This window comes from Comamonas sp. 14P8.1.4, assembly GCF_057799285.1.
In genome coordinates this window covers 408,617-432,636 of record NZ_JBYOKN010000002.1, presented here as the reverse complement: position 1 = coordinate 432,636, position 24,020 = coordinate 408,617, and the positions used below count along the sequence as shown (strand labels likewise).

Genomic DNA, 24,020 nt, shown 5'->3' with positions numbered 1-24,020 from the left:
TCAGGCCTGTGCAGGGGTAAACAGCTGCGCACCCACTGGCAGCTCAAAGCCACGCAGGAAATCGGCCGCAGCCAAACGCTTGCCGCCGGCGCGCTGCAGCTGGGTCAGGCACAAAGCGCCGCTACCGCATGCCACCACCACGCCCTGCGCATCGGCAGACAACACGGTGCCAGGCTGCGCTGCACCCGCATAGGCCTGCGGCGTGGCTGTCCACAGTTTGATGACTTCTTCACCCAGCTGGGTAGCGCCCCCGGGGAAGGGGTTGAAGGCGCGCAGGCGGCGATCCAGCTCTGCCGCAGACAGGTGCCAGTCCATCCAGCTCTCGGCCTTTTCAATCTTGTGCGCGTAGGTCACACCTTCCGCGGGCTGCGGCGTGCGGGGCAAGCCACCGCAGGCGCTCATCTCCAGCGCTTCCACAATCATGCTGCCACCCAGGTCGGCCAGCTTGTCGTGCAGGCTCGCGGTGGTGTCCGCTGTGGTGATCGGCACGTGCTCCATCAGGCACATGTCGCCGGTATCCAGACCAATGTCCATCTGCATGATGGTCACACCCGTCGTGGCATCTCCGGCCTCAATCGCGCGGTGGATGGGCGCTGCACCGCGCCAGCGGGGCAACAGCGAGGCATGGATGTTCAAACAGCCCTTGGACGGCAGATCCAGCACCCATTGCGGCAGGATCAGCCCATAGGCAGCAACCACCATCACGTCGGCCTTGGCATCCAGCAGGGCCTGGCGGGCAGCGGCGGCATCTTCGGGGTATTTGCCATCCAGGCGCAGGCTCAGGGGCTGCTCCACCCGAATGCCATGCTCCAGCGCACATTGCTTGACGGGCGACGCCTGCAGCTTCATGCCACGGCCTGCCGGGCGATCAGGCTGGGTCAACACCAGCGGCACTTCAAAGCCGGCCTGCAGCAAACGTTCCAAGGCCACGCGTGCAAAGTCGGGCGTGCCTGCAAAAATGATTTTCATGCGTCCATCCAGGGAACACTGCCATTGGCTGGGCAGTTACAGCGTTGACCGTGACACGGGCCTCTCGCTGCGTTGCAAGAGGCGGGTGCCTTCAGCGGTGCGGGTCGTCGTCGTTGCGCGCTTCATCCGTGAACATGATGCGCTGCACGACACCTTGCGGATCAATGAAGACGTGGGCTTGGCGGTCGATGCTATTTTCGCGGATCCGGTAGGTCCAGATATCGCCGTTGAAGTTGCCCACACGCTCCACCAGCGCAGGCTTGGCAAAGTAGTTGAACACGCTGCGGCGATCGTCGACACCCGGCTTCAACGCCTGAAAGTGCGCTTCTTGCAACACCTGCTCGACCCGCAGCAAGCGCTGCTGCGCATCAAACACCATGTGGTAGACCTGTTGCCCCGCAGGCTGGCGGCTGTACACCCAGCGTTCGCTGCCATCGGGCAGCGGCACACGCACCTGCGGCTGGCCCATGTCCTGACCAATTTGTGCGGCAGATGTGCCTGGCTTTTGCCACTCCGGCACCGCGCAAGCGCTGAGTGCGAACACGCACACAGCAGCAGCCCAGAGCCACCCCGAAGGAATCACTGGGCCGCGCAGCATCAGCGTGCCGCCTCTTTTTGCATCTTGACCATCTTGGTCTTGATGCGGTTGCGCTTAAGCGGAGAGAGGTATTCCACGAACACCTTGCCCATCAGGTGGTCCATCTCGTGCTGGATGCACACGGCGAGCAGGCCTTCGGCCTCGACCTCACGAGACTGGCCGTTTTCGTCCAGCGCGCGCACCTTGACCGACGTCGAGCGCTCCACGCCGTCATAAATACCGGGCACAGACAGGCAACCCTCTTCACCCACGCGCTTTTCGTCGCTGGCCCAGGTGATTTCGGGGTTGATCAGGACCAGCTTCTGGTCGTGATCCTGCGACACATCGATGACGATCAAACGCTCATGAAAATCCACTTGCGTCGCCGCCAGGCCAATGCCTTGGGCGTCGTACATGGTCTCGAACATATCCTCAATCTGCTTGCGAATGCGGTCATCCACCTGTTCCACAGGCTTGGCCACCTTGTGCAGGCGAGGGTCGGGAAAGCAAAGAATAGGAAGTAAGGCCATGGCAAATTTTGGGAAATGTGTCGCTATTTTCGCCACTTTCGCTAATTGGCGCAGCGCAAGTTGCTGATACGCATTGCCCAATCAAGGCCTTGGAATCAGAATCAAGCCAGCTTTATCTACACAAAACGGCGCACGAGGCCTGTACCAGAGAGGGAAAAACATGAAGGGAAATGCCACCACTTGTGTCTTAGCCATGAGCGCTGCGCTTTGCGGCAGCATCGGTCTTGCACAAGCACAGTCTTTTCCTGTCACCGAAGGGCAGCGCGCAACTGCCCAGCAAGTGGCCCAACAAGGCGTGCCGCTGTCCGCCTTGAGCCCGCAAGCTCCTGACAGTTACACCGTGCGTCGCGGTGACACGCTGTGGCGCATTGCCGGGCTGTTTCTGCGCCAGCCATGGCGCTGGCCCGAGCTGTGGGGCATGAATCTGCAAGCCATTGCCAACCCCCACCTGATTTACCCAGGCCAGGTACTGTACCTGGAGAAAAACGGCGGTTTTGCACGACTGAGCACCGCACGCAACGGCGACACCCCCAACGTCAAGCTCTCTCCACAAGTGCGCAGCGAAAGCCTGTCCGACCTGGCGCTGCCCACGTTACAGATGCACATCATTGAGGCGTTTCTGAGCGAACCCCTGGTGATTGACGACAACACCTTGGTCAACGCCCCGCGCATCATTGCAGGCGACGACGACCGCATGATGCGTGCGCCTGGCGACCGTGCCTATGTGCGCGGCCCCGCTTCAGCCCCGCTGCTGCGCGAAGCGGCAACGCCGTCCAACTACCGCGTGTTCCGCCAGGCCGTGCCGCTGCACGACCCGATCACCCGCGAACTGCTGGGCTACGAGGCCCAATACCTGGGCCGTGCCGAGCTAGAGCGCGGCGAAACACCGCAAGCGCCTACCGCCGAAGGTGCTGCCCCCTCTCACCTGCCAGCCACCGTCATCATCACCCGGACCAAGGAAGAGCTCATGCCAGGCGACCGTCTGCTGCCTGAGCCGCCACGCCAGTACGTGAACTTTGTTCCCCATGCGCCCCAAAACGCCGTGACAGCCCATGTGGTCTCGCTCTATGGCAGCACGGCCATGCGCTATGGCACCCAGCACCAGATCGTGGCCATCAACCAAGGCAGCCGCGACGGCATGGCGCCTGGCATGGTGCTGTCTTTGATGACCAAGGGCCAGAAGATCGTCGATAAGACCGATCCCCTGCGCCCTACGGTGCAGCTGCCTGACGAGGAAAATGGCCTGGCCATGGTCTTCCGCAGCTTTGACCGCGTGTCCTATGTGCTGATCATGGACATCCAGCGCGGCGTACAAGTGGGCGACCGCCTGAGCAATCCACGCTAATCGCGCGCATGCACACAGCCATACCGCCCTGGGAGCGTGCAGAGCTTGAGGCATGGCTGCGTTTGGCTCTCACCCCCGGGGTGGGCAATGCTGCAGCGCGCCGCTTGCTGGCGCGCTTTGGCTCTGCCACCGCCATTTTTCAAGAATCTGTGGCAGAGCTGCAAGCCTGTGTCAGCCTGGCCCAGGCGTCCCAGCTGCGCCATCCGCCCGAAGGCTTTGCCCAGGCCAGCGAACACACCTGGCAATGGCTGCACCAGGACAACGCCGACTTTGCCCATGCACTCATTACGCTGGGCGACCCGCGCTACCCCGAGAGCCTGCTGCACACCGCCGACCCACCCTTGATGCTGTATGCCGCCGGAGCCGCGCAATGGCTGCAGCGCGCTGCACCCTTGGTGGACTGGCAGCGCAGCCTGGCCATCGTCGGCTCGCGCAATCCCACGCCACAGGGCGCTGACAATGCCCTGCACTTTGCCCAGCACCTGGGCCACCAAGGCTGGTGCGTTGTCTCTGGCATGGCGCTTGGTATTGATGCTGCAGCACACGAAGGCGCCCTAAGTGCAGGCAACACCACGGCCCCACCCACCATTGCCGTTGTGGGCACCGGGGTAGACCGGGTCTATCCGCGCCAGCACAAGCCTCTGGCGCACCGCATTGCCCACCACGGAGTGGTGATCAGCGAATTCCCGCTGGGCACGCCACCGATTGCCAGCAATTTCCCCAAGCGCAACCGCATCATCTCCGGGCTCACGCGCGGCACTTTGGTGGTGGAAGCGGCGCTGGCATCCGGCTCGTTGATTACGGCACGCACAGCCTCCGAGCAGGGGCGCGAGGTGTTTGCCATTCCCGGCTCCATCCACAGCCCGCAGGCCCGGGGTTGCCATGCCCTGATTCGCCAGGGCGCCAAGTTGGTAGAACGGGCGCAGGACATTCTGGAAGAGTTCAGCGATTACACGCCTGCAACTGCCGACAGCACAGCCGCACCAGCCAGCGCAGATGCGCACCCCTTGCTGCAGGCCATGGGCTATGACCCGTTGCACCTGGACACCCTGTCTGACCGCACAGGCTGGAGTGCCGCAGACTTGCAAGCCCAATTGCTGGAACTGGAGCTGGAAGGCTATGTCAGCCGCCTGCCAGGCGGCCTGTACCAGCGCACAGGCCTCGGATAAGGCCCTTTCGCCCATAAAAAAGGCACCTTGCGGTGCCTTTTTTTGATGACAGCGGTCGTTACACCACAGCACCCGAGTTCGGGTCGTTAGGGTCGTTTTCCGTCTTGGTTGAGGCCTTGACCAGATCCTCGCGCTTGACGCCCAGCCACATCACAATGGCGGCGCCCACAAAGATGGACGAGTAAATACCAAACACGATACCAATCGTCAGCGCCAGCGAGAAGTAATGCAGGCTAGGGCCACCGAAGAAGAACATGGCCAGCACCATGGCTTCCGTCGACGCATGGGTAATCACGGTACGGCTCATGGTCGAAGTGATCGCGTGGTTGATCACTTCCTTGGTATCCATCTTGCGCTGCTTGCGGAAGGTTTCACGGATACGGTCAAACACCACCACCGACTCGTTCACCGAGTAGCCCAGCACCGCCAGCACACCGGCCAGCACGGGCAGCGAGAACTCCCACTGGAAGAACGCGAAGAAGCCCAGAATGATCACCACGTCGTGGAAGTTGGCAAACGCCGCCGCCACGCCGAACTTCCACTCAAAGCGGAATGCCAAGTAGATGATGATGCCGGCCATCACCACGGCCAGAGCCAGCAGACCATTGGTCACCAGCTCTTCCCCCACGGAAGGACCGACAAACTCGGTACGGCGCAGGGTCACTTCGGGATCCTGTGCCTTCAGTGCCGTCAGCACCTGCTCGCTTTGCTGTGCCGATGTCACGCCTTGCTGTACCGGCATGCGGATCATCACATCGCGTGCGGTACCGAAGTTCTGCACGGTCACATCGTTGTAACCCTTGTCCTGGATGGTTTTACGCACCTTTTCCAGGTCGGCCGGCTGGCTGTAGGCCACTTCCATGACCGTACCGCCGGTGAACTCCACCGACAGGTGCAAGCCCTTGGTAGTCAGGAAAAACACGGCCAGCACAAAAGTGATGATGGAAATCGCGTTGAGCACCAACGCGTATTTCATGAACGGAATGTCTTTACGGATGCGGAAGAGTTCCATGTCTTCCTCCTTTACTTCGCTTCATCGACGGAGGTACCGTCGGGGCGCCAGATGTGACCGATGGACACGCTCTTGAGCTTCTTTTGACGGCCGTACCAGAGGTTCACCAAACCGCGCGAGAAGAACACGGCCGAGAACATGCTGGTGGCAATACCAATGCAGTGCACCACCGCAAAGCCACGCACTGCGCCAGAGCCGAAGGCCAGCAAGGCCAGACCCACGATCAGCGTCGTCAGGTTCGAGTCCAAAATGGTGGCCCACGCACGGTCGTAACCCGCATGGATGGCCGCTTGCGGCGACAGTCCCGCGCGCAGCTCTTCACGAATACGCTCGTTGATCAGCACGTTGGAGTCAATGGCCACACCAATGGCCAGCGCCATCGCCGCGATACCAGGCAAAGTCAGCGTGGCCTGCAGCATGGACAAAATGGCCATCAGCAGCAACACATTCACGCCCAGCGCCACGGTGGAGAACACACCGAACAGGTGGTAGTAAATGCACATGAAGATGGCAATGACGACGAAGCCCCACACCACCGAGTGAATACCACGGTCGATGTTGTCGGCACCCAAGCTAGGGCCGATGGTGTATTCCTCGATGATTTCCATGGGTGCGGCCAGCGAACCAGCGCGCAGCAGCAGCGAGGTATCGTTGGCTTCCACCGTGCTCATGCGGCCAGAAATCTGCACGCGACCGCCACCAATTTCGGAGCGAATCACCGGCGCAGTCACCACCTCACCCTTGCCCTTTTCGAACAGGATGATGGCCATGCGCTTGTTGATGTTCTCGCGCGTGATGTCCTTGAACACGCGTGCACCCTTGGCGTCCAGTACCAGGTTCACGGTCGGTTCCTGGGTCTGGCTGTCAAAACCAGGCTGGGCATCGGTCAGGTTCTCGCCCGTCAGGATGACCTGCTTCTTGACGATCACGGCGCTACCGTTGCGATCCAGATAGCGTTCCGAGCCAAAGGGCACATTGCCCGAACCCATTTCCGCAGCGCGGCCTTCCGTGGATTCATCCACCAGGCGCAACTCCAGCGTCGCAGTACGGCCCAGGATGTCCTTGGCCTTGGCGGTATCTTGCACGCCAGGCAGCTGCACCACGATGCGATCCAGACCTTGCTGCTGAATCACGGGCTCTGCCACACCCAACTCATTGATACGGTTGTGCAGCGTGGTGATGTTTTGCTTGAGCGCCTGCTCTTGCACCTTGCGCAGCGCTTCAGGCTTGATGGAGGCACGCAAACGGCCGTCGGCACCTTCACCCACCACGGTAGCGACCAGATCCGGGAACTGGTCCGCAATCAGGTTGCGGGCCGCTGTCAGGCTGGCTTCGTCGCGCAGGCGAATTTCGATCGACTGGCCATCGCGGTTGATACCGCCGTGGCGAATGCTCTTGTCGCGCATCATGGAGCGCAGATCACCCGCCAGCGAATCGGCACGCTTGGTCAGCGCGGCCTGCATATCCACTTGCAGCATGAAGTGCACACCACCACGCAAGTCCAAGCCCAGGTACATGGGGTTGGCACCCAGCGACGAAAGCCACTGCGGTGAGCGCGACACCAGGTTCAGCGCCACGATGTAACCAGGGTCAGCAGGGTCGCTGACCAAGGCGCGCTCGATCACGTCCTTGGCTTTGAGCTGCTCGTCGGGCGTATTGAAACGCGCACGCACCGAGCTGCCTTCCAGACTCAGAACGTCGGGTGACAGCGATGCGGACTGCAGCGCACTCTCCACACGGGCGAGCACACCTTCGTCGACCTTGATCGAGGATTTGGCCGAGGACACTTGCACCGCAGGTGCCTCGCCGAAGAAATTGGGCAGGGTGTAAATCACCCCAATGAGTAGCGCGACCACAAGGATCGCGTACTTCCAGACCGGGTATCGGTTCATGATCGCGCTCTATCTCTCACGCTAGAAACAGGGCGCGGCATGCCTACAAAATGCCCACCGGCCCGCTCAACCAGAAGAAAGTCTGGTCTTACTTGACAGTGCCCTTGGGCAGCACTTGCACCACGGCAGAACGCTGGATCTGCACCTTCACGCCTGCGGCGATTTCGACGAACAGGAATTGCTCATCCAAGTCCACCACGCGACCCAGGATGCCACCGGCTGTCGCCACGTCGTCACCCTTGCCCAGCGCTTCCACCATGGCGCGGTGCTCTTTCTGGCGCTTCATCTGGGGACGAATCATCACAAAGTACAACACCACAAACATCAGCACCAGAGGCAGCATGCCGGTCAGGGAGGACATCATGCCGCCTTCAGCAGCAGCGGCGGCAGGAGCGGTTTGGGCAAAAGCAGAAGAAATAAACACGGACGAACTCCACAATGGAATGGGTCAAAAAAGAACAGGCCGAGCGGCCTGCAAGCACTACAGCATAGCCGAGCGCAAGTCAACGAAGCATTGTATGCGTGTGCTTGAACCCAGGCTGCGGCTAAACCCGAGTACCTACCAGTGTTTGCCGCAGTTTTTTTTACGCATAAAATTGGCTTGTAGCGCTTATGCACCAAGCGCTACAAGCTACTTTTTCAGAAGCAACCCTCCATCCAGCCATGAACATCTGCGCAGGCCCTGCGGGGCTGGCGCGTCAATTACGCCTGCTCCGGCAGGCTCTGCCACTGCTGCACCAGGGCCTGCCATTTGCTGCGGGCTGCCTGCACATGGCGCTCTTTGACATGGCCGTAGCCACGAATGTCTTCTGGAATGCGGGCGATCTGCACGGCCAGTGGCAAATTGGCTGCTGACAGCCCCGCCAGCAACATGTCAACGCTGGTGCGGTACTCCGTAATCAGCGCGCGCTCCATCTGGCGCTCTGCCGTTTTGCCAAACGGATCCAGCGCTGTACCGCGCAAGCCCTTGAGCTTGGCCAGCACACCAAACGCGCTGCGAATCCAGGGCTGGTAAGACTTTTTCACCAAGTGGCCCTTGTCGTCCTTGCTGGCCGACAGCGGTGGTGCCAAGTGGTGCACCAGCTTGAAGTCACCCTCAAACATGTCGGTGATCTTGCGGGTGAAGGCCGGGTCGGTGTGCAAGCGCGCCACCTCGTATTCATCCTTGTAGGCCATCAGTTTGAACAGATAGCGCGCTACGGCTTCGCTCAGCTGCGTACCTTGTGCCAAGACACCTTCGGCGGCATGCACCCGGTCCACCACGGACTGGTATTGGGCCGCATAGGCCGCGTTCTGGTAGCCCGTGAGGAACTCCACCCGCTTGGCAACCAGCTCTTGCAGCGAAGGCTTTTTGACGATGCGAATCACCTGCGCCGCCTGGTACAGCGCCTGCACCTCGGCCAGGTTGTGGGCGCAGCGGCGGCCCCATTCAAATGCGGCCTGGTTGTTGGCCACCTGCACGCCATTGAGCTCCATGGCGCGCATCAGCGCTGCATGACTCAGCGGCACCCGGCCCTTTTGCCAGGCGTAGCCCAGCATCAGCGGGTTGGTGTAGATGCTGTCGCCCAGCAGCTGCACGGCCGCCTGCTCGGCATCAAAGCTGCCCACCAGCTCACTGCCCACAGCACTGGCCAGCACCGCTTCACAGCTGCCACCAGGAAACTGCCAGTCTGGGTTGTGCACAAAGGCCGCCGTAGGCGTGCCGTGGGTGTTGAGGGCCACAAAGGTGCGGCCACTTTGCATCACGGCGAGCGAGGCCTTGTTCGCGGCCACGATGGGGTCGCAACCAATCACCAGATCGGCCTTGGCCATGTCCACCTTGGTGGTGTAGATGGCCTCAGGGCGGTTCGCGATCTGGATGTGACTCCAGGTAGCACCACCCTTTTGGGCCAGACCGCCGGCGTCCTGCGTGACCACACCCTTGCCTTCCAGGTGGGCCGCCATGCCCAGCAACGAGCCAATGGTGATCACCCCGGTGCCGCCCACGCCCCCCACCACAATGCCCCAGGCGGTTTCAGCCACAGGCAGCATGGGTTCGGGAATCGCGGGCAGGGCTGACAAATCGCCTTTTTTCTCTTTCTTGGGCTTCTTCAAAGCGCCACCTTCGACAGTGACAAAGCTGGGGCAGAAACCTTTGACGCAGGAATAGTCCTTGTTACAGGTGTTTTGGTTGATGCGACGCTTGCGACCGAAGTCGGTTTCCACCGGCTCCACCGACAGGCAGTTGGATTGCACCGAGCAGTCCCCACAGCCCTCGCATACCAGCTCGTTGATGACCACGGTTTTGTTCGGTGTGGCCATCGTGCCGCGTTTGCGGCGGCGGCGCTTTTCGGTGGCGCAGGTCTGGTCGTAGATGATGGCTGTGCAGCCCTTGATCTCGCGGAACTCGCGCTGGATGCGGTCCAGCTCATCGCGGTGAAACACTTCTATGCCTGGCGGCAGGTCGTTGACCAGCTCGTGGTGCTGGGCGCGCGCAGGGTTGGCATCCAGCGTGTGCGTGCGGCCGTGGTATTTGCTGGGGTCATCGGTCACCACCACCAGCTTGACCACGCCTTCGGCGCGCAGGCTGTGGGCAATCTGCGCCACCGAATGGCCTTCGGGCCGCTCCCCCACGGTCTGCCCGCCCGTCATGGCTACGGCATCGTTGTAGAGCAGCTTGTAGGTGATGTTGGCGCCCGAGGCGATGCTCTGGCGGATGGCCAACAGGCCGCTGTGGAAGTACGTGCCGTCGCCCAGATTGGCAAACACATGGTTTTCGGTGGTGAACGGTGCCTGCCCCACCCAGGTCACGCCCTCACCGCCCATCTGCGTGAAGGTGCTGGTATTGCGGTCCGGCATCCAAGTGGTCATGTAGTGGCAGCCAATCCCGGCCACCGCGCGTGAACCTTCGGGCACACGGGTGCTGGTGTTGTGCGGGCAGCCGCTGCAAAACCACGGCGTGCGGTCGCCTGCACCCACCGGCACCTCGGCCAAGGCGCGCTCGCGAGCGGCAACCACCGCCAGGCGCTGCGCCATGCGCGCTTCAATGTCAGCAGGCACACCCAGCTTTTTCAAGCGTTTGGCGATGGCCTGGGCAATGAGGGCCGGCGTCAGATCGGCCTTGGGGCGCAGCAGCCAGTTTTTACTGGGGTTGGGCATGCTCCATTCACCGCCCGAATCGTCCTCGGACTGCTCATCGAACTTACCCAGCACATTGGGGCGCACGTCAGGCCGCCAGTTGTACAGCTCTTCCTTGAGCTGGTACTCGATGATCTGGCGCTTTTCCTCGACCACCAAAATCTCTTGCAGCCCTTGGGCAAAGTCACGCGTGATCGATGCCTCCAGCGGCCAGACCACATTCACCTTGTGCACGCGGATGCCCAGTTGACGGCAGGTATCGTCGTCCAGCCCCAGGTCGACCAGGGCCTGGCGCATGTCGTTATAGGCCTTACCGCTGGCGATCAGGCCAAAACGGTCGTTGGCACCCTGCACCACGTTGTAGTTGAGCTTGTTGGCCCGCACATAGGCCAGTGCGGCGTACCACTTGTAATCCATCATCCGCGCTTCTTGCTCCAGCGGAATATCGGGCCAGCGGATGTGCAAGCCGCCTGGCGGCATCACAAAGTCCTCGGGCAGCACGATGTTCACGCGGTCTGGGTCCACCGAGATGCTGGCCGACGACTCCACCACCTCCTGGATGGTCTTCATGCCCGACCACAGCCCCGAGAAGCGGCTCATTGCAAACGCGTGCAAGCCCATGTCCAGGATGTCTTGCACATTGCTGGGGAAGAACACCGGCGTGCCACAGGCTTTGAAGATGTGGTCGCTCTGGTGCACCGCCGTGGAGCTTTTACCGATGTGGTCATCCCCCGCCAGCGCAATCACGCCGCCATGCTGGGCAGTGCCCGCCATGTTGGCGTGCTTGAACACGTCCGAGCAGCGGTCCACCCCCGGGCCTTTGCCATACCAGATGCCGAATACACCATCGTATTTTTTGGAGTCTGGGTACAGGTCCAGCTGCTGCGTGCCCCAGACGGCGGTGGCGCCCAGCTCTTCATTCACGCCGGGCTGAAAGACGATGTGGTTGGCTTCCAGGTGCTTTTTGGCGGCCCACAGCGACTGGTCATACGTACCCAGGGGCGAGCCCCGGTAGCCGCTGATGAAGCCGGCGGTGTTCAGCCCGGCTTTGGCATCGCGCTGGCGCTGCAGCATGGGCAGGCGCACCAAGGCCTGGACTCCGCTCATGAAAGCACGGCCATGCTGGAGGTCGTATTTATCGTCCAGCGTCACGCTTTCCAGGGCCTTGCGCACCGCGTCGTTCAGTGGGGCATTCATCGTTGTCTCCTTGTGGGTCGACCATGCGCTGTGCTGGTCGTTTTGTATGTGGGCGATGACCTGAATCCAGTGTAGAAGTGGGCGCGCGATAGGTGATTGCTTTTTTTGCCCACAAATACCAAGATTGAGCAAGATCCTTTCTAAAACAAGGGAAAACGTGAATACTCTGGACAAATTTGACCTCGCCATCCTGGCCCATCTGCAGGCCGATGGCCGCTTGACCAACGCCGATCTGGCGCAGCGGGTGGGCCTGTCTGCCGCGCCCTGCTGGCGGCGTGTGCGTGCGCTGGAGCAAGCGGGCTACATCCGTGGCTACCACGCGGAGATTGACCGCCACAAGATCGGCCTGGGCGTGCTGGGCTTTGTGCGTATTGATGCAGAAATCAGCTCCGGCGCCCGCACCCGAGAGATGGAAGAAGCCATCCGCGCGATTCCCGAGGTGATCTCCTGCCACTACATCAGCGGCAAAGGCATGTTTGAGCTGCAGGTAGTGGCCAAAGACCTGGAAAGCTTTTCCCACTTCACCCGCAACGTGCTGCTGCACCTGCCCAATGTGAAAGACATGCACACCAGCTTTTCGCTGGGGGAAGTGAAGTCCAGCCTGCCGCCGGTCCCCGGCGCACTGTGAGCGTCCACGATGGCACCCACGCCTACAAGTGATGGCCTGCACAAAACCGTTGCTGGCCTGACAATCGGGCGCAATGTCAGACGCACAAGCCTCCCCTACCTCTACGCCTGCTGGCCGCATTCTTGAAGAGCCCGGCACCGCGCCGCCGCCCCAGCCCAGCCCCATGGCATCGACCTGGGCTCCTTTGCGCACCCCCACTTACCGCCTGCTGTGGAGCGTGACGCTAGTCGCCAATATCTGCGTCTGGATGAACGATGTGGCCGCCGCGTGGATGATGACCTCGCTGACCACCTCGCCCGTTCTGGTGGCGCTGGTGCAAACCGCATCCACCCTGCCGGTTTTCTTATTGGGGCTGCCCAGCGGCGCGCTGGCCGACATTCTGGATCGCCGCCGATACTTCATCTTCACGCAGTTCTGGGTGGCCGTGGTGGCCGTGCTGCTGTGCGCCGCGCTGGCGCTGGATGTGATGAGTGCACCGCTGCTGCTGGCCCTGACCTTTGCCAACGGCATTGGCATGGCCATGCGCTGGCCCGTGTTCTCGGCCCTGATTCCGGAAGTCATCAGCAAGCCGCTGCTGCCCTCGGCCATGGCGCTGAACGCGGTGGCCATGAATGCCTCGCGCATCGTCGGCCCGCTGGTCGCGGGTGCCATCATTGCCAGCGCCGGTACGCTGTGGGTGTTTGTGCTGAATGCGCTGATGTCGATCGTGGCCGGTGTCATTTTGCTGCGCTGGCGGCGCGAACAGGCGGCTAACCCGCTGGGGCGTGAGCGCCTGCCCAGCGCCATGCGCGTGGGCCTGCAGTTCATCAAAGAATCCCCACGCATGCGCGCCGTGATTGCGCGCACGGTGGCGTTTTTCTTCATGTCCACCGCCATCATGGCGCTGCTGCCGCTGACGGCCAAGCGCTTTGACGGCATTGGCTTCATCAGCGGCGCTGGGGTGTTCACGGTGTTGCTGGCATCCATGGGGGCGGGCGCCATCATTGGTGCCATGTTTCTGCCGCGCATCCGCCAGGCGCTGGCCGGAGAGCCGCTGGTTCTGAGTGGCACCTGCCTGCAGGCCGCCTCCACCATCGGTGTGGCGCTGGCACCCAATTTGCCGCTGGCCATTGTCTGCATGATGACGGCGGGTCTGTCGCTCATTTCCACCGCCAACACCCTGGGCGTGAAAGCCCAGATGGCCCTGCCCAACTGGGTGCGCGCGCGCGGCATGTCGGCCTACCAGATGTCCATCATGGGCGGCACGGCCTTAGGGGCCGCACTCTGGGGCAAGGTGGCGTCCCTGGCCTCGGTTCCCACCAGCTTGATTGCCGCAGCCATGACCGGCGTGGTGTGCATGCTGATCGTGCAGCGCATCTTCACCGACCGCCAGGTGCTAGAAGACCTCAGCCCCTCCAAAGCCTGGATCCCGCCGCGCCACAGCCAACCCGAAGAAGGGCGCGTGGTGGTGCAGATTGAGTTCATCATCAACCCCGCCAAGGCCAAGCGCTTTCGCACGCTGATGCAGGAAAGCCGCCGCAGCCGCATGCGCCAGGGTGCGCTGCAATGGCGCTTGCTGCACAGCATGGAGCGGCCGGAGCGCTATATCGAGGAAATCGTGGACGAGTCCTGGATCGAGCACCTGCGCCGCTTTGACCGCGTCACGGCCGCCGATGTGGCACTGCGCGAGCGCAAGCTGTCCTTCCATGTGCTGGATGCGCCACCGCGCGTGAGCCGCTACTTTGAAACGGACTGACGCACACCGGTGTACGCTTCTCAAGAAAAAAGGCTGTTTGAGACAGCCTTTTTTTATTGCCATGCCGAATTCAAAAACAAGAGCATTCAGCGCTGGTTAAACAATGACTTCAGATAGAAACCACTGCAGATGCTTTATTTGACGAGCGCAAGTCGCTCTTTTTATGAAAGCATTTATTGCGGAACCGGCAGGCCCTTGGGCCACAGCGCCCACAGGCGCAGCGGCTGCTTGATGCGGCCGGCCAAGTCACCGGCTTCTTTGCCCCAGCCCATGAAGTAGTCGGCACGCACCGCGCCCACAATGGCGCTGCCCGTGTCCTGCGCCATCACCAGGCGCTTGTATTCCACCTCCATGCCCTTGGAGTACAGCCACACCGGCGTGCCATAGGGAATGCTGCCACGGTCCACGGCGATGGAGCGCCCGGGCGTCAGCGGCACCCCTTGCGCGCCCTTGGGGCCAAACTGGGCGTCCAGCCCTTCCAGGGTCTCTTCCTTAAAGAACACATAGCGCGGGTTGCTCCACAGCATCTCCTGCACGCGGCCAGGGTTCACCGCAATCCAGGCGCTGATACCGGGCCAGCTGGCATCGGTGATCAGGCTGCGATCCAGCAGCCAACGCCCCACGCTCTTGTACGGCTGGTCATTCGTGCCCGCATAGGCCAGGCGAATCTGGCGCACGCGGCCATCGGCCTCGGTCACGCGCAAGCGGCCCGAGCCCTGAATGTGCAGCACCAGGGCATCGATCGGGTCGTTCAACCAGGCGATTTCACGCCCCGCCAGGGCGGCCTGGGCTTCCGGCAGCGTATCGATCTGCTGGCGCGTGTACCAGGGCTTGCGCACGCCGAACCCTGCCGGGGTGCTGTAGAGCGGAATGTTGAACTCTGCCGTGCGCACGCGCGAGCCCACCATTTCGGGCTCATAGTACGACGTCAGCATGCCCTGCGATTTGCCATCCAGCGACTCCACGCGATAAGGCTGCAGATTGGACTGCAGCCAGTGGCTTTGCTCTTCGGCGCTGGCAATGCTCATGCGGCGCACGTCGTGGCACAAAGGGGCCAGCGCCGCAGGTGGGCGCTCGCAGCTGCGCAGCCACGCATTCCAGGCTTCGTGCAGAGCATCACTCTGAAAACCGGGCAGCTCGGCCCAGCGCACGGGAAGCCAGCGGCTTTTCACGCGGTAACTGGCAGGGCCCAGCGGAGCCGTGTCCACCACCTCTCCTGTCGGGAAGCTGGTTGCAGGACCATCATGCGAGGAAGCGGGGCCACGCGGGCCAGTGGAGCACGCAGCGAGGGTGCCTACAATCAGCGCCATCGAAACACGGAGCAGGAGAGATACGGTCATGGGGCTGATTTTGCTTGAAGCTTTGCTTGCTTTGGTCATTCTGGTCGCGATTGTCTGGTGGACAATGTTTCAAGGTCGTTCCAAGGGGGAACTCGATCCCCCCGAAGACATCCAAGACAAGGACTGATCTGTGTGCGGCTGCAATTCCTACGGCAGCCATCTGGTGCGACTGATACACCCACGGAAGCAGCTTTTCACAATGGAATGCCTGTCGCGCTACGGTCGTAGCGCACATCACGCGAAGGAAAAAACCATGCGCAAGAACCTCACCATTACCGCCGCTGTGGCCGCCGCCCTGCTGATTTCTGGCTGTGCTGCCACCGACGGCATGTCTACCAACACCAAGCGTACCGCCACTGGCGCTGGCGTAGGTGCTCTGGCAGGTGCTGCCATCGGTGCAGCCACCGGCGGCAAGGCCGGCGTGGGCGCTGTTGCCGGTGCAGCCATTGGCGGCCTGGGCACTTACATCTGGTCGCAAAACCAGGAAAAGCGCAAACAAGAAATGGAAGCGGCCACTCAAGGTACAGGCGTGGGCGTCACGCAGACTGCCGACAATCAGTTGAAGCTGGATATCCCCAGCGACATCTCGTTCGACACCGGCCGCTATGACATCAAGGGCAACTTTGCCCCCATCCTGGATCGTTTCGCCGAAGGTCTGCGCAGCAGCCCCACTGCAGAAGTGCGCATCGTGGGCCACACCGACAGCACGGGCTCGGATGCCATCAACAACCCGCTGTCGCTCAACCGTGCCAACAGCACACGTGACTACCTGATGCACCGTGGCGTCAGCGGCAGCCACATTGCCACCGAAGGTCGCGGTTCCTACCAGCCTATCGCCTCCAACAGCACCGCTGAAGGCCGCGCGAAAAACCGCCGTGTAGAAATTTTTGTGGGCGAACGTTCACAATAAAAAATAGCACCTAGCGCTTGTCCAGCAAGGGCTAGATGGCAAAAAGGCTCTGAAGTTATTCAGAGCCTTTTTTGTGCCTGCTGTATCGCTAGATTTACAGCTGACCGTGGGCGCGCAACACGTTGGCCAATTCCACAGCCGATTTCACCTGCATCTTGTCAAACACGCGGGCGCGGTGCACTTCCACGGTGCGCACGCTGATGTCCAGCTGGTCGGCAATCAGTTTGTTGGGCACCCCTTCGACCACCAGCTTCATGACCCCGCGCTCGCGGTCCGTCAAATCGGCCAAGCGATGCATCAGCGCATGGCGCAGGGCCGTCGCTTCCAGGTAGGCTGTGGATTGCTGCAGTGCCTGCTCAATGCGGTCTACCAACACGTTGTCAGAGAACGGTTTTTCACAGAAATCGAAAGCCCCTTGCTTGACGGTCTGCACCGCCGTAGGCACGTCTGCATGCCCGGTCAAGAAGATGACGGGCACCGTCTCGATCACCCCTTCGCGCTGCTTGAGCAGCTCAAACAAGGCCAGGCCACTCATGCCCGTCATGCGCACATCCAGCAGCAGACACTGGGGATGACGGGGCACTGGCCGCGCATCGATCATCTGCAAAAAGTCTTCTGCACAGCTAAAACTCTCGCTATACAAACGACGCGAACGCAGCAGCCACGCCAAGGCGTCGCGTACATCTGCGTCGTCGTCCACGATATACACCGTGGCGTTAGTCACTGGTTCCATAGGTTCAGCTTAACTTTTCTTGGGTCTCAGCCACAGGCAGGCTGAAGGTAAACACCGTCCCACGTGGGGCATTGGCGCTGTGGCGCAATTCTCCGCCATGTTGTTCCATGACCGTGCGGCACATGCTCAACCCCAGTCCCATGCCTTCATGCTTGGTGGTGAAGAAAGGGGTAAACAGCTGCTCCGCCACTTCGGCGGGAATGCCACTGCCCTGGTCTGCCACCGCGAACACCACACGGCCTGCTGATTCGCTCCAGCGCGCCTGAATGGTGAGCTTGCGCTGACTGGCATCTACGGTTTCCATGGCCTGCATGGCATTGCGAGCCAAGTTCAGCAGCACCTGTTCGATCATAGTGGTATCACACACCACAGGCGGCAAACGCGGCTCAATCTCCACATCCACCATCACGCCCAGCTTGCTGGCCTGCAGGCGCACCAGTGGCATCACGGCATCCAGCAGCTCCTCGGCCGCAATGGCCTCGTGCGTCTGGCTGCGGCGGCGCACAAAGTCACGCACGCTCTTGATCACCTTGCCCGCCCGGTCCGCCTGAAAGGCAATCCGCTGCATCGCTGATTTCAGCTCTTGCAGGCGCTGGCTGAGCGTGGAAGGGCTCAGTTGCGACAGATCGCCATCGCTGTGCAGCATGTTCAGCGAGCCGTTGGCATAGCTGGACATGGCCATCAAAGGCTGCGTCAGCTCATGGCTGAGCAGCGAGGCCATCTCACCCACCGTGGCCAGGCGTGCCGTGGCCTGCAAACGCTCATGCGAAGCACGCGAGAGCTCTTCCATACGACGCTGCTCGGTGATGTCAATAAACGCGCTCATCCACCCCGTTTGCTGACCCTGCGCATTGATCAGCGGTGCCTCAAAAATCAGTACCGGAAAGCGTGTGCCATCTTTGCTCATAAAGACCGACTCATGCCCCTCGCGGGCGGCAGGAATGGCCCCAGACAGGCGCCGCGCCTGACGCCGCACGTATTCCTCTGCCAACTCCGGCGGCCAATACGGAGCAAAACTCTGCCCCAGCAACTCTTCCGCACTGAACCCCACCATGGCGCAAAACGCCGGGTTCACATAGCTGATGCGGCCTTGCAAATCGCGGGCACGCAAGCCGGTGATGAGGGAGTCCTCCATCGCCTTGCGGAAAGCCAGCGCATCACCCAGATCACGCTCAGCCCGCAAACGTCGACGGTTGTCGCGCACCAGCACCACCATCACCGACCCCAGAGCAATCGCCATGCCGGTGACCAGCGCCGTCAGGACGTTGGGAAATACGCTGGGCGCGCGGTGCCAGCTGTCCAGCCGCAGCACCATGGTGTTGCCCGGCAAATCCAGCAACTGCTGCGCTGTAAACACGCGCGAACCGCGCCAGGCCGCGCCCACCAAGGCCAGGCGTGTGCCATCGGGCTCGGTGAAGGACACTTCCTGGCTTTGCGTGAGGTTCTTGCTCAACTGCGTCAGCAAAATGTTCTGCAGCGAATAAGTGCCCACCATGAAGCCCTTGAGCTGACCGTTTTCCACCTGTGGCAAACACACTTCCATCAGCTCTGCGCCCATGGTGTCGCCCAGAATCTGGAAATAACTTGCCGAGTAGGAGGCCGTGTTGGTGCGTTTGGCATTCGTGCACGCAGCCACGGCGTTGCTGAACGATTCTTCGCGGCTGCCCACGTCCCACTCCAGGGCGCGGTAGGGTGTTTCAGCGGCATGCAGCACATGCATCTCGGTGTTGCGCCACTCCACCCGCAGCAGCTCCCGGCGCACCTGCATCATCTCCGCCACGCGCACGCTCCACTGCGTGGGCGTGGCATGCGGTGCACCCACTGCCTGCAAATCCTGCAGATTGCGATTCAGTCCAGCGCGAATTTCCACCACAGCCTGGGCGGCATCACGGTCCAGTTTGTCTTGCACCTGTGAGGCCTCATAGCGACCCGCCAGCCAAACCATGATGATGAGCATGCCCAGCACCAGAATAACCAACAGCGTCCAGAGGGACCAACGGCGCCATGCGCTGTGCCAGCGCTGCCACGGCCAAGGCTGTAGAGGATTTACAAACAACGATGTTCCAAAGCAGGCAAGCGCTGACGCACTTGCTGCAAAAATGCAGCGTCCAGCACTGCATACGTGATACCAGCACCGGCGGCCGTTTGCTCCGCCAGCACTTGCCCCCATGGGTCCACCACCATGCTGTGCCCCCAGGTTTCACGGCCATTCACGTGCTGCCCGCCCTGCGCGGCGGCCAGCATCCAGCATTGGTTTTCCACTGCACGGGTGCGCAGCAGCAATTCCCAATGTGCACGGCCCGTGGTACAGGTGAAGGCGGCGGGGGCCAGCAGAATATGCGCCCCCTGGGCCGCATGCTGACGGTACAGCTCCGGAAAGCGCAAGTCATAGCAGACGCTCAGCCCCAGCTTCCACACCCGGCCGCTGCGGTCGGTCATGTCCGCCACAACCGGTCGGCTGCCGGGCTCAATCACCACGGCTTCGTCGTAATGCTCCTGCTCCGTGGTGAAACGAAAAAGATGGATTTTGTCGTAATACGCCGTGCACTCACCGCGCGGATTAAAGAGCATGGACGTGTTGTGTACCCGCTGCGCGCTGGCCGTCTGTATTGGCACGGTACCGCCGACGAGCCATATGCCATGGGTCTGCGCCCAAGTCGCCATCGCCTGCTGAATGGGGCCCTTGCCCAATGTTTCCGCCCATGCCAGTTTGTCGGTGTCTTTCCAGCCCAGCCCACAGAAATATTCGGGCAGCACCAGCAGCTCGGCCCCTTGCGCACTGGCACGTGCGACCAGCTTTTGTGCACAGGCCAAGTTCTCCGAAACATCAGGGGTGGAAACCATTTGCAAAACAGCAACTTTCATGGCGTGCTCCCTTGCGCTTCCAGCGCTTTTTTGCTGACGGGCTCCACCACCGGATCCGCCCAGGTGCCCTTGATATGGAAGGTGCGTGTGGCGGCTTCCATCAATGGGCCTCGCAAGAACATCTGGGCCAAAAAGCTTCCCAGCCCAATGACCGGGTTGATGGCCGTCGCCGCCAGTGAAGCCGTCATGGCGTTGATCTCTGGCACCACCACCACTTTCAGGTCCTGCGTCTCATCAACCAGGCTGGCCTTGCCCTCCATCAGCACGGCTGCGTTCAAGCCTTTCATCTGCAAGTTGTTGGTACGCGCCATGCCTTTTTCCACGCTGATATCACCACGCACGTAATCAAACGCAAAGCCCTGGCTGAACACATCGCGAAAATCCAGTGCCATCCGCCGTGTCAGCGATTGCAGGCTCAACACGCTCAGCAACTTGCCCATGCCAGGCTCCACTTTCAGGAACTGGCCTTTTTCTACCTGCATGTGCACACCACCATCCATGCTCTGCCAGTGGGGCGTGATCGGTGCGCCCTGCCATGCGATATTGCCACTGAGGCGCCCCAGCCCATCGCGAATGACATCGGGCATACCAAAACGCTCCAGCAGCTTCCCGGAGCTTTCCATTTCCAACAAAAAGCTCAGGTGGGTCGAACGGGGCGCGCCACGTGCTGCAGCCCCCCAATAGCCATTGGCCCGCCAGCGTGCTTCAGACGTAGTCAGATCAAACTGTTCCAGCATCCACTCACGCCCAAACTGCCCCACGCTGTTGCGCGCTTTGAGCTGCAGCTTGCCCAGAGACTTGCCTGCGATTTCCAGACGCTCCACCTCAATATCCAAGGCAGGCAAAGATTCCAACTCCGCGTTGTCGGACCCAGCAGGTTCCTGATTCAGCCGCTGCACCTCCGCCTTTGGCACCGACAGGTGTGTCAAGCGTGCAAAGACGCGCCCGGAAGTATCCGCATCTCCCGCTGGGCGGTATTCGACCGTTCCCGCAAAGTGCTTGGCATTCAAACGGCTGCGCCAGACGCCTTCTGTCTGCGTCAGGTCTGCCTGCACCCCTTCCAGCTCCCGCCCCTGCAGCAGCAAGCGATCCACATTCAACCGGATCTTGTGCGGCAACCACATGGCGGACTGCGGCGATGCCACATTTTTCACCCCGTTGCCTCCGGTTTTCAACACATCCAGCCAAGCATCCACATCCAATGACGGTTGCTGCACGTCGGCAACCACACCATCACCGCCATGTGCCACCGGGGCGGTGCCCACCACAATCTGTCCTCGCAGCACCTTGGAAGGCGCTACCGACACGTCTTGCACATAGTGCACAAATCCGCGCTCGCCCACATCCACCCGCAAATCCTGCTGGTGCTGCTCATTCACAGACTGCAGCACACCCAAACCCAGGCTCTCGTCAGCGGCTTTGCCGAAGGGCGCCGGTAAATTCAGCGCAAGCCCACGCAAGTCTGAGCGTACCCATACCTTCTGCACCCCATGGCTGGCTGCCACCTCCACGGTATACGCAGCCAGCCCGCTGGCACGTGCCGCGATCTGAGCCATCAGGGGGACGTTGCCATCTTTTTGCAATCCCACGGCGGTCGCAGTACCGCGCGCCTGCAGATTCACACCGCGCTCCAGCGAGGGCATCCCGCCTTCCATCTTGAAGCCTCCGCCCAATGTTTGTCCACGCACGTTCTGCAGCTCAAAGCCCTGCTCATGGAACTGCACTGTGCCTTGCAACTGCTGCAACTGCGGCGTTTCCGGATTGAATTGCAAGCCGTTGTTTTGAAAACCTACTCGCCCGCGCACCGTGGTTTTATCCAGGTGATCAATGGGCAAATCCAAGTCAAACGCGATGTGGGCATCGCCCTGTGCCTTGGCAGTGTCCAGTGCATGGCTGGTAAAACCTGACAAGGGCGATTGTTTGACCAGCCCCAATGCGGCATTCAAATCGGTATGCCCCACGGCATTCACTGTGAGATGCGGATGCTTCAGATCAAGGATCTGCGCAGCCACGGAGCCCATACGTAGCTTGGGGAATCCGGCAAATCCCGTGTCGGCCTGCTGAACATGCATGGCCGATCCCTCAAAAACCAAAGTGCCACTCAACCCGGTCAGCGCTGGCCAAGCTTTCTGCCCGGGAGCAGACAATGCGGGGGGGACAAAAGCGTAGACCACGTCCTGGACAGGGGCCTTGATCCAGAAACGACCTGTACCGGGTCGATCAAATGGCATATCGTGCAAATTGCCTCGCACCTCAAACTCTACCTGGCTGCCTCGCCCCTGCTTAACGCTGTCACGCACGTAATGGCGCGCCATTTCTGGCACCTCCAGCGGCAAATAGCGGTGCACTTTCGCACCATCTGCACGCTGCAGCTGCCCTTGCAGCTGCAAATAACCGGGCAAGCGATCCTGAGCCGCCTCCCCCATCTCCCAGAAGCCATGCAACACGCCTTGAGCGTCCGCATTCGCGAACTGCGCTTGCGGCACCTCAACCTTGAGCCGCCCCTGCTGGATGCGCCAGCGCACCTGCGCTTCCAAGGTATCCAGTGCAATGGAGGGCTCCTCAAACACCCCAGGGAAATGCAAGGCCCCGGCCTGCATCGCTAAGCTGGCTTTTCCACCTTGCGCGGTCAGTTCAAACGCTGCGTCCAGCCCTTCAAGCCCAGGGACTCCCACCCCCACGTCAACAGGCTGTGCAGGCAAAGCCAGCTGTGCCACTTGCCCGCTGGCCCGGTAGCTCTGGAGACTCTGCCACGTCAGCTGCAGCTGGCGCAGCGCGCCCTTGGGCGCCCAGCGGATCATTTCCTGGCGAACGCCTGCGGGAATGGGCAGGGACTGTGCCACCTGACCCACCATCGCCAGGTCCGCATAGTCCAGCTCGACATAGGTGCTGGCGGGCGCTGAGGCCGGACCTTCCACCTTCACCGCCCAGTTGCTGGTCGGCCATTGGCTACCGTCCGTGCGCTGGAAGCTGAAGTCCTTGCCACTCACCCCCCAACGCTGCGCCTGCCAGCTTCCTTCAAAGCGCCCCTTCAACTGCTGCACATCCAAATCCGCCACCTGGGCGTCTTGCCACTGCACCTGTGCTTGGGCCAACACCAGATCCGCCGTCACCCCTACAGGTTGGCCATGCTGGATGTCCACCCAGGCACGCGCCCAGCCATTGCCCTGGATAGCTTGCACACCCCATGCCTGTGGCCAAGGTAGCGAGGGCACTTGCTCCAGGTGCACCGAGGCATACCACTGGCCGCTCCAATTCATCCACGGCGCTTTGGAGGAGGGCAGCAAGGGCTGTCGAAACGCGCCCACCAGCTGCATGCGCTCGCGCTCGCCGGCCTCAGGAGTGGCGTCCACCCGCAGCACATGGCTCCAGTGACGATTACGTATCGTCACATCGACATCGCGCCACTGCACGGTTGCCCGCGCACGCTGCTCATCCGTGAAATGCACACGACCTTGCCGAATCACCAGCTCAGGCTGCTCCAGCAACCAGTCCAAGGCCGTACTTTCAGTCGAATCGCCCTGCACCACATCCAGGCCAGCCACTTGCCAGCGTCCATCCGGCAGATGGCGAATATCCAGCTCTGGCGCATCGATATAGAGCTGCTCTAGACCCAGCCGCAACAACGACCGTGCCGACACAGTGGCCGTCACGCTCTGCAGCTTCAGCGCTTCCCGGCCTTGGGGATCCAGCACATGCACGCCAGATAGCAACACCACAGGGAACAGACTGTCGGACTGAGCCGAGATGGCATCGATCCGAACCGGTGCCCCCAAAGCCTGCGTCGCCAAGCGTTCCACTTCAACGCGCCACTCACCAATTCGCGGCACAATGAATCCATGGAGAGTCCCCCAGACCGCTGCCAGCAGTAGCCAGAAAGCCAGCACCAAGCCCAATGACCAGCGGGCAATGTGGGCAAAAATGCGTAACTGGCGCGAGGGATTGAGACTCGGATCGATCATTCGTGGGTTCACAGGTGGCTGGAATTATCACCCGCTTGC

18 protein-coding genes are annotated in these 24,020 nt (G+C 61.4%); 6 read left to right on the top strand and 12 right to left on the bottom strand.

The genetic code is table 11. The features are described 5' to 3' along the window. The 3 genes from fmt to def all read right to left on the bottom strand — a co-directional run bounded on the left by fmt (position 1) and on the right by def (position 2,076). On the bottom strand, positions 1-969 hold the full coding sequence (fmt, locus tag AC27VO_RS06630) for a methionyl-tRNA formyltransferase (protein ID WP_488665919.1): 969 nt from the start codon (positions 967-969) through the stop codon (positions 1-3). 91 nt (positions 970-1,060) lie between these two features. Continuing rightward, positions 1,061-1,567, bottom strand: coding sequence for a hypothetical protein (locus tag AC27VO_RS06625; protein WP_488665918.1), 507 nt, complete (start codon positions 1,565-1,567; stop codon positions 1,061-1,063). Then, positions 1,567-2,076 (bottom strand): peptide deformylase, encoded by a 510-nt coding sequence (gene def, locus AC27VO_RS06620; protein ID WP_488665917.1) that lies wholly within the window; start codon positions 2,074-2,076, stop codon positions 1,567-1,569. The genes AC27VO_RS06625 and def overlap by 1 nt, the downstream gene beginning before the upstream one ends. A 160-nt stretch (positions 2,077-2,236) precedes the next feature. Here def and AC27VO_RS06615 point away from each other — a divergent pair, with 160 nt between their 5' ends. Then, positions 2,237-3,421 carry a LysM peptidoglycan-binding domain-containing protein gene (locus tag AC27VO_RS06615; RefSeq protein ID WP_488665916.1) on the top strand — a complete coding sequence of 395 codons (1,185 nt, stop codon included), beginning with the start codon at positions 2,237-2,239 and terminating at the stop codon, positions 3,419-3,421. An 8-nt stretch (positions 3,422-3,429) separates the two neighbouring features. Then, positions 3,430-4,590, top strand: coding sequence for a DNA-processing protein DprA (gene dprA, locus AC27VO_RS06610; RefSeq protein ID WP_488665915.1), 1,161 nt, complete (start codon positions 3,430-3,432; stop codon positions 4,588-4,590). A 58-nt stretch (positions 4,591-4,648) separates the two neighbouring features. On the opposite strand, the gene secF is transcribed toward dprA, so the two are convergent. The 4 genes from secF to AC27VO_RS06590 all read right to left on the bottom strand — a co-directional run bounded on the left by secF (position 4,649) and on the right by AC27VO_RS06590 (position 11,808). Beyond that, positions 4,649-5,602, bottom strand: a complete 954-nt coding sequence (gene secF / locus AC27VO_RS06605) for a protein translocase subunit SecF (protein WP_488665914.1) — start codon at positions 5,600-5,602, stop codon at positions 4,649-4,651. An 11-nt stretch (positions 5,603-5,613) separates the two neighbouring features. Continuing rightward, on the bottom strand, positions 5,614-7,494 hold the full coding sequence (secD, locus tag AC27VO_RS06600; RefSeq protein WP_488665913.1) for a protein translocase subunit SecD: 1,881 nt from the start codon (positions 7,492-7,494) through the stop codon (positions 5,614-5,616). Between the two features lie 88 nt (positions 7,495-7,582). Continuing rightward, positions 7,583-7,918, bottom strand: coding sequence for a preprotein translocase subunit YajC (yajC, locus tag AC27VO_RS06595; protein ID WP_488665912.1), 336 nt, complete (start codon positions 7,916-7,918; stop codon positions 7,583-7,585). 278 nt (positions 7,919-8,196) lie between these two features. Beyond that, positions 8,197-11,808, bottom strand: coding sequence for an indolepyruvate ferredoxin oxidoreductase family protein (locus AC27VO_RS06590; RefSeq protein ID WP_488665911.1), 3,612 nt, complete (start codon positions 11,806-11,808; stop codon positions 8,197-8,199). Between the two features lie 157 nt (positions 11,809-11,965). Between AC27VO_RS06590 and AC27VO_RS06585 the strand changes: the two genes are divergently transcribed. Continuing rightward, positions 11,966-12,436, top strand: coding sequence for an Lrp/AsnC family transcriptional regulator (locus AC27VO_RS06585; protein ID WP_488665910.1), 471 nt, complete (start codon positions 11,966-11,968; stop codon positions 12,434-12,436). 73 nt (positions 12,437-12,509) lie between these two features. Next, a complete protein-coding gene (locus AC27VO_RS06580; RefSeq protein ID WP_488665909.1) occupies positions 12,510-14,171 on the top strand; it encodes an MFS transporter in 1,662 nt (553 codons plus the stop codon). A 173-nt stretch (positions 14,172-14,344) separates the two neighbouring features. Here the strand turns inward: AC27VO_RS06580 and mltA are convergent, their stop codons facing one another. After that, entirely contained in the window at positions 14,345-15,550 is a 1,206-nt protein-coding gene (mltA, locus tag AC27VO_RS06575; protein WP_488665908.1) for a murein transglycosylase A, read from the bottom strand. On the opposite strand from mltA, the gene AC27VO_RS06570 reads away from it, so the two are divergent. Together AC27VO_RS06570 and AC27VO_RS06565 are read left to right on the top strand one after the other, a co-directional pair. Beyond that, on the top strand, positions 15,510-15,638 hold the full coding sequence (locus AC27VO_RS06570; RefSeq protein WP_488665907.1) for a hypothetical protein: 129 nt from the start codon (positions 15,510-15,512) through the stop codon (positions 15,636-15,638). The genes mltA and AC27VO_RS06570 overlap by 41 nt on opposite strands. Before the next feature lie 126 nt (positions 15,639-15,764). Next, complete coding sequence (locus tag AC27VO_RS06565) at positions 15,765-16,421, top strand: YiaD family glycine zipper/OmpA-like lipoprotein (protein WP_488665906.1); 657 nt, start codon at positions 15,765-15,767, stop codon at positions 16,419-16,421. 94 nt (positions 16,422-16,515) lie between these two features. Here the strand turns inward: AC27VO_RS06565 and AC27VO_RS06560 are convergent, their stop codons facing one another. The 4 genes from AC27VO_RS06560 to AC27VO_RS06545 all read right to left on the bottom strand — a co-directional run bounded on the left by AC27VO_RS06560 (position 16,516) and on the right by AC27VO_RS06545 (position 23,981). Next, positions 16,516-17,154 carry a response regulator transcription factor gene (locus AC27VO_RS06560; protein ID WP_488665905.1) on the bottom strand — a complete coding sequence of 213 codons (639 nt, stop codon included), beginning with the start codon at positions 17,152-17,154 and terminating at the stop codon, positions 16,516-16,518. Positions 17,155-17,158: 4 nt separating this feature from the next. Further along, positions 17,159-19,111, bottom strand: a complete 1,953-nt coding sequence (locus tag AC27VO_RS06555; RefSeq protein ID WP_488665904.1) for a two-component system sensor histidine kinase NtrB — start codon at positions 19,109-19,111, stop codon at positions 17,159-17,161. An 89-nt stretch (positions 19,112-19,200) separates the two neighbouring features. Then, positions 19,201-20,019 (bottom strand): carbon-nitrogen hydrolase family protein, encoded by an 819-nt coding sequence (locus AC27VO_RS06550; protein WP_488665903.1) that lies wholly within the window; start codon positions 20,017-20,019, stop codon positions 19,201-19,203. After that, the gene (locus AC27VO_RS06545) at positions 20,016-23,981 is read right to left on the bottom strand and encodes a YhdP family protein (protein WP_488665902.1); all 3,966 of its coding nucleotides are present in this window, start codon (positions 23,979-23,981) and stop codon (positions 20,016-20,018) included. Before AC27VO_RS06545 ends, AC27VO_RS06550 begins: the two co-directional genes overlap by 4 nt. Between the last annotated feature and the right edge of the window lie 39 nt (positions 23,982-24,020).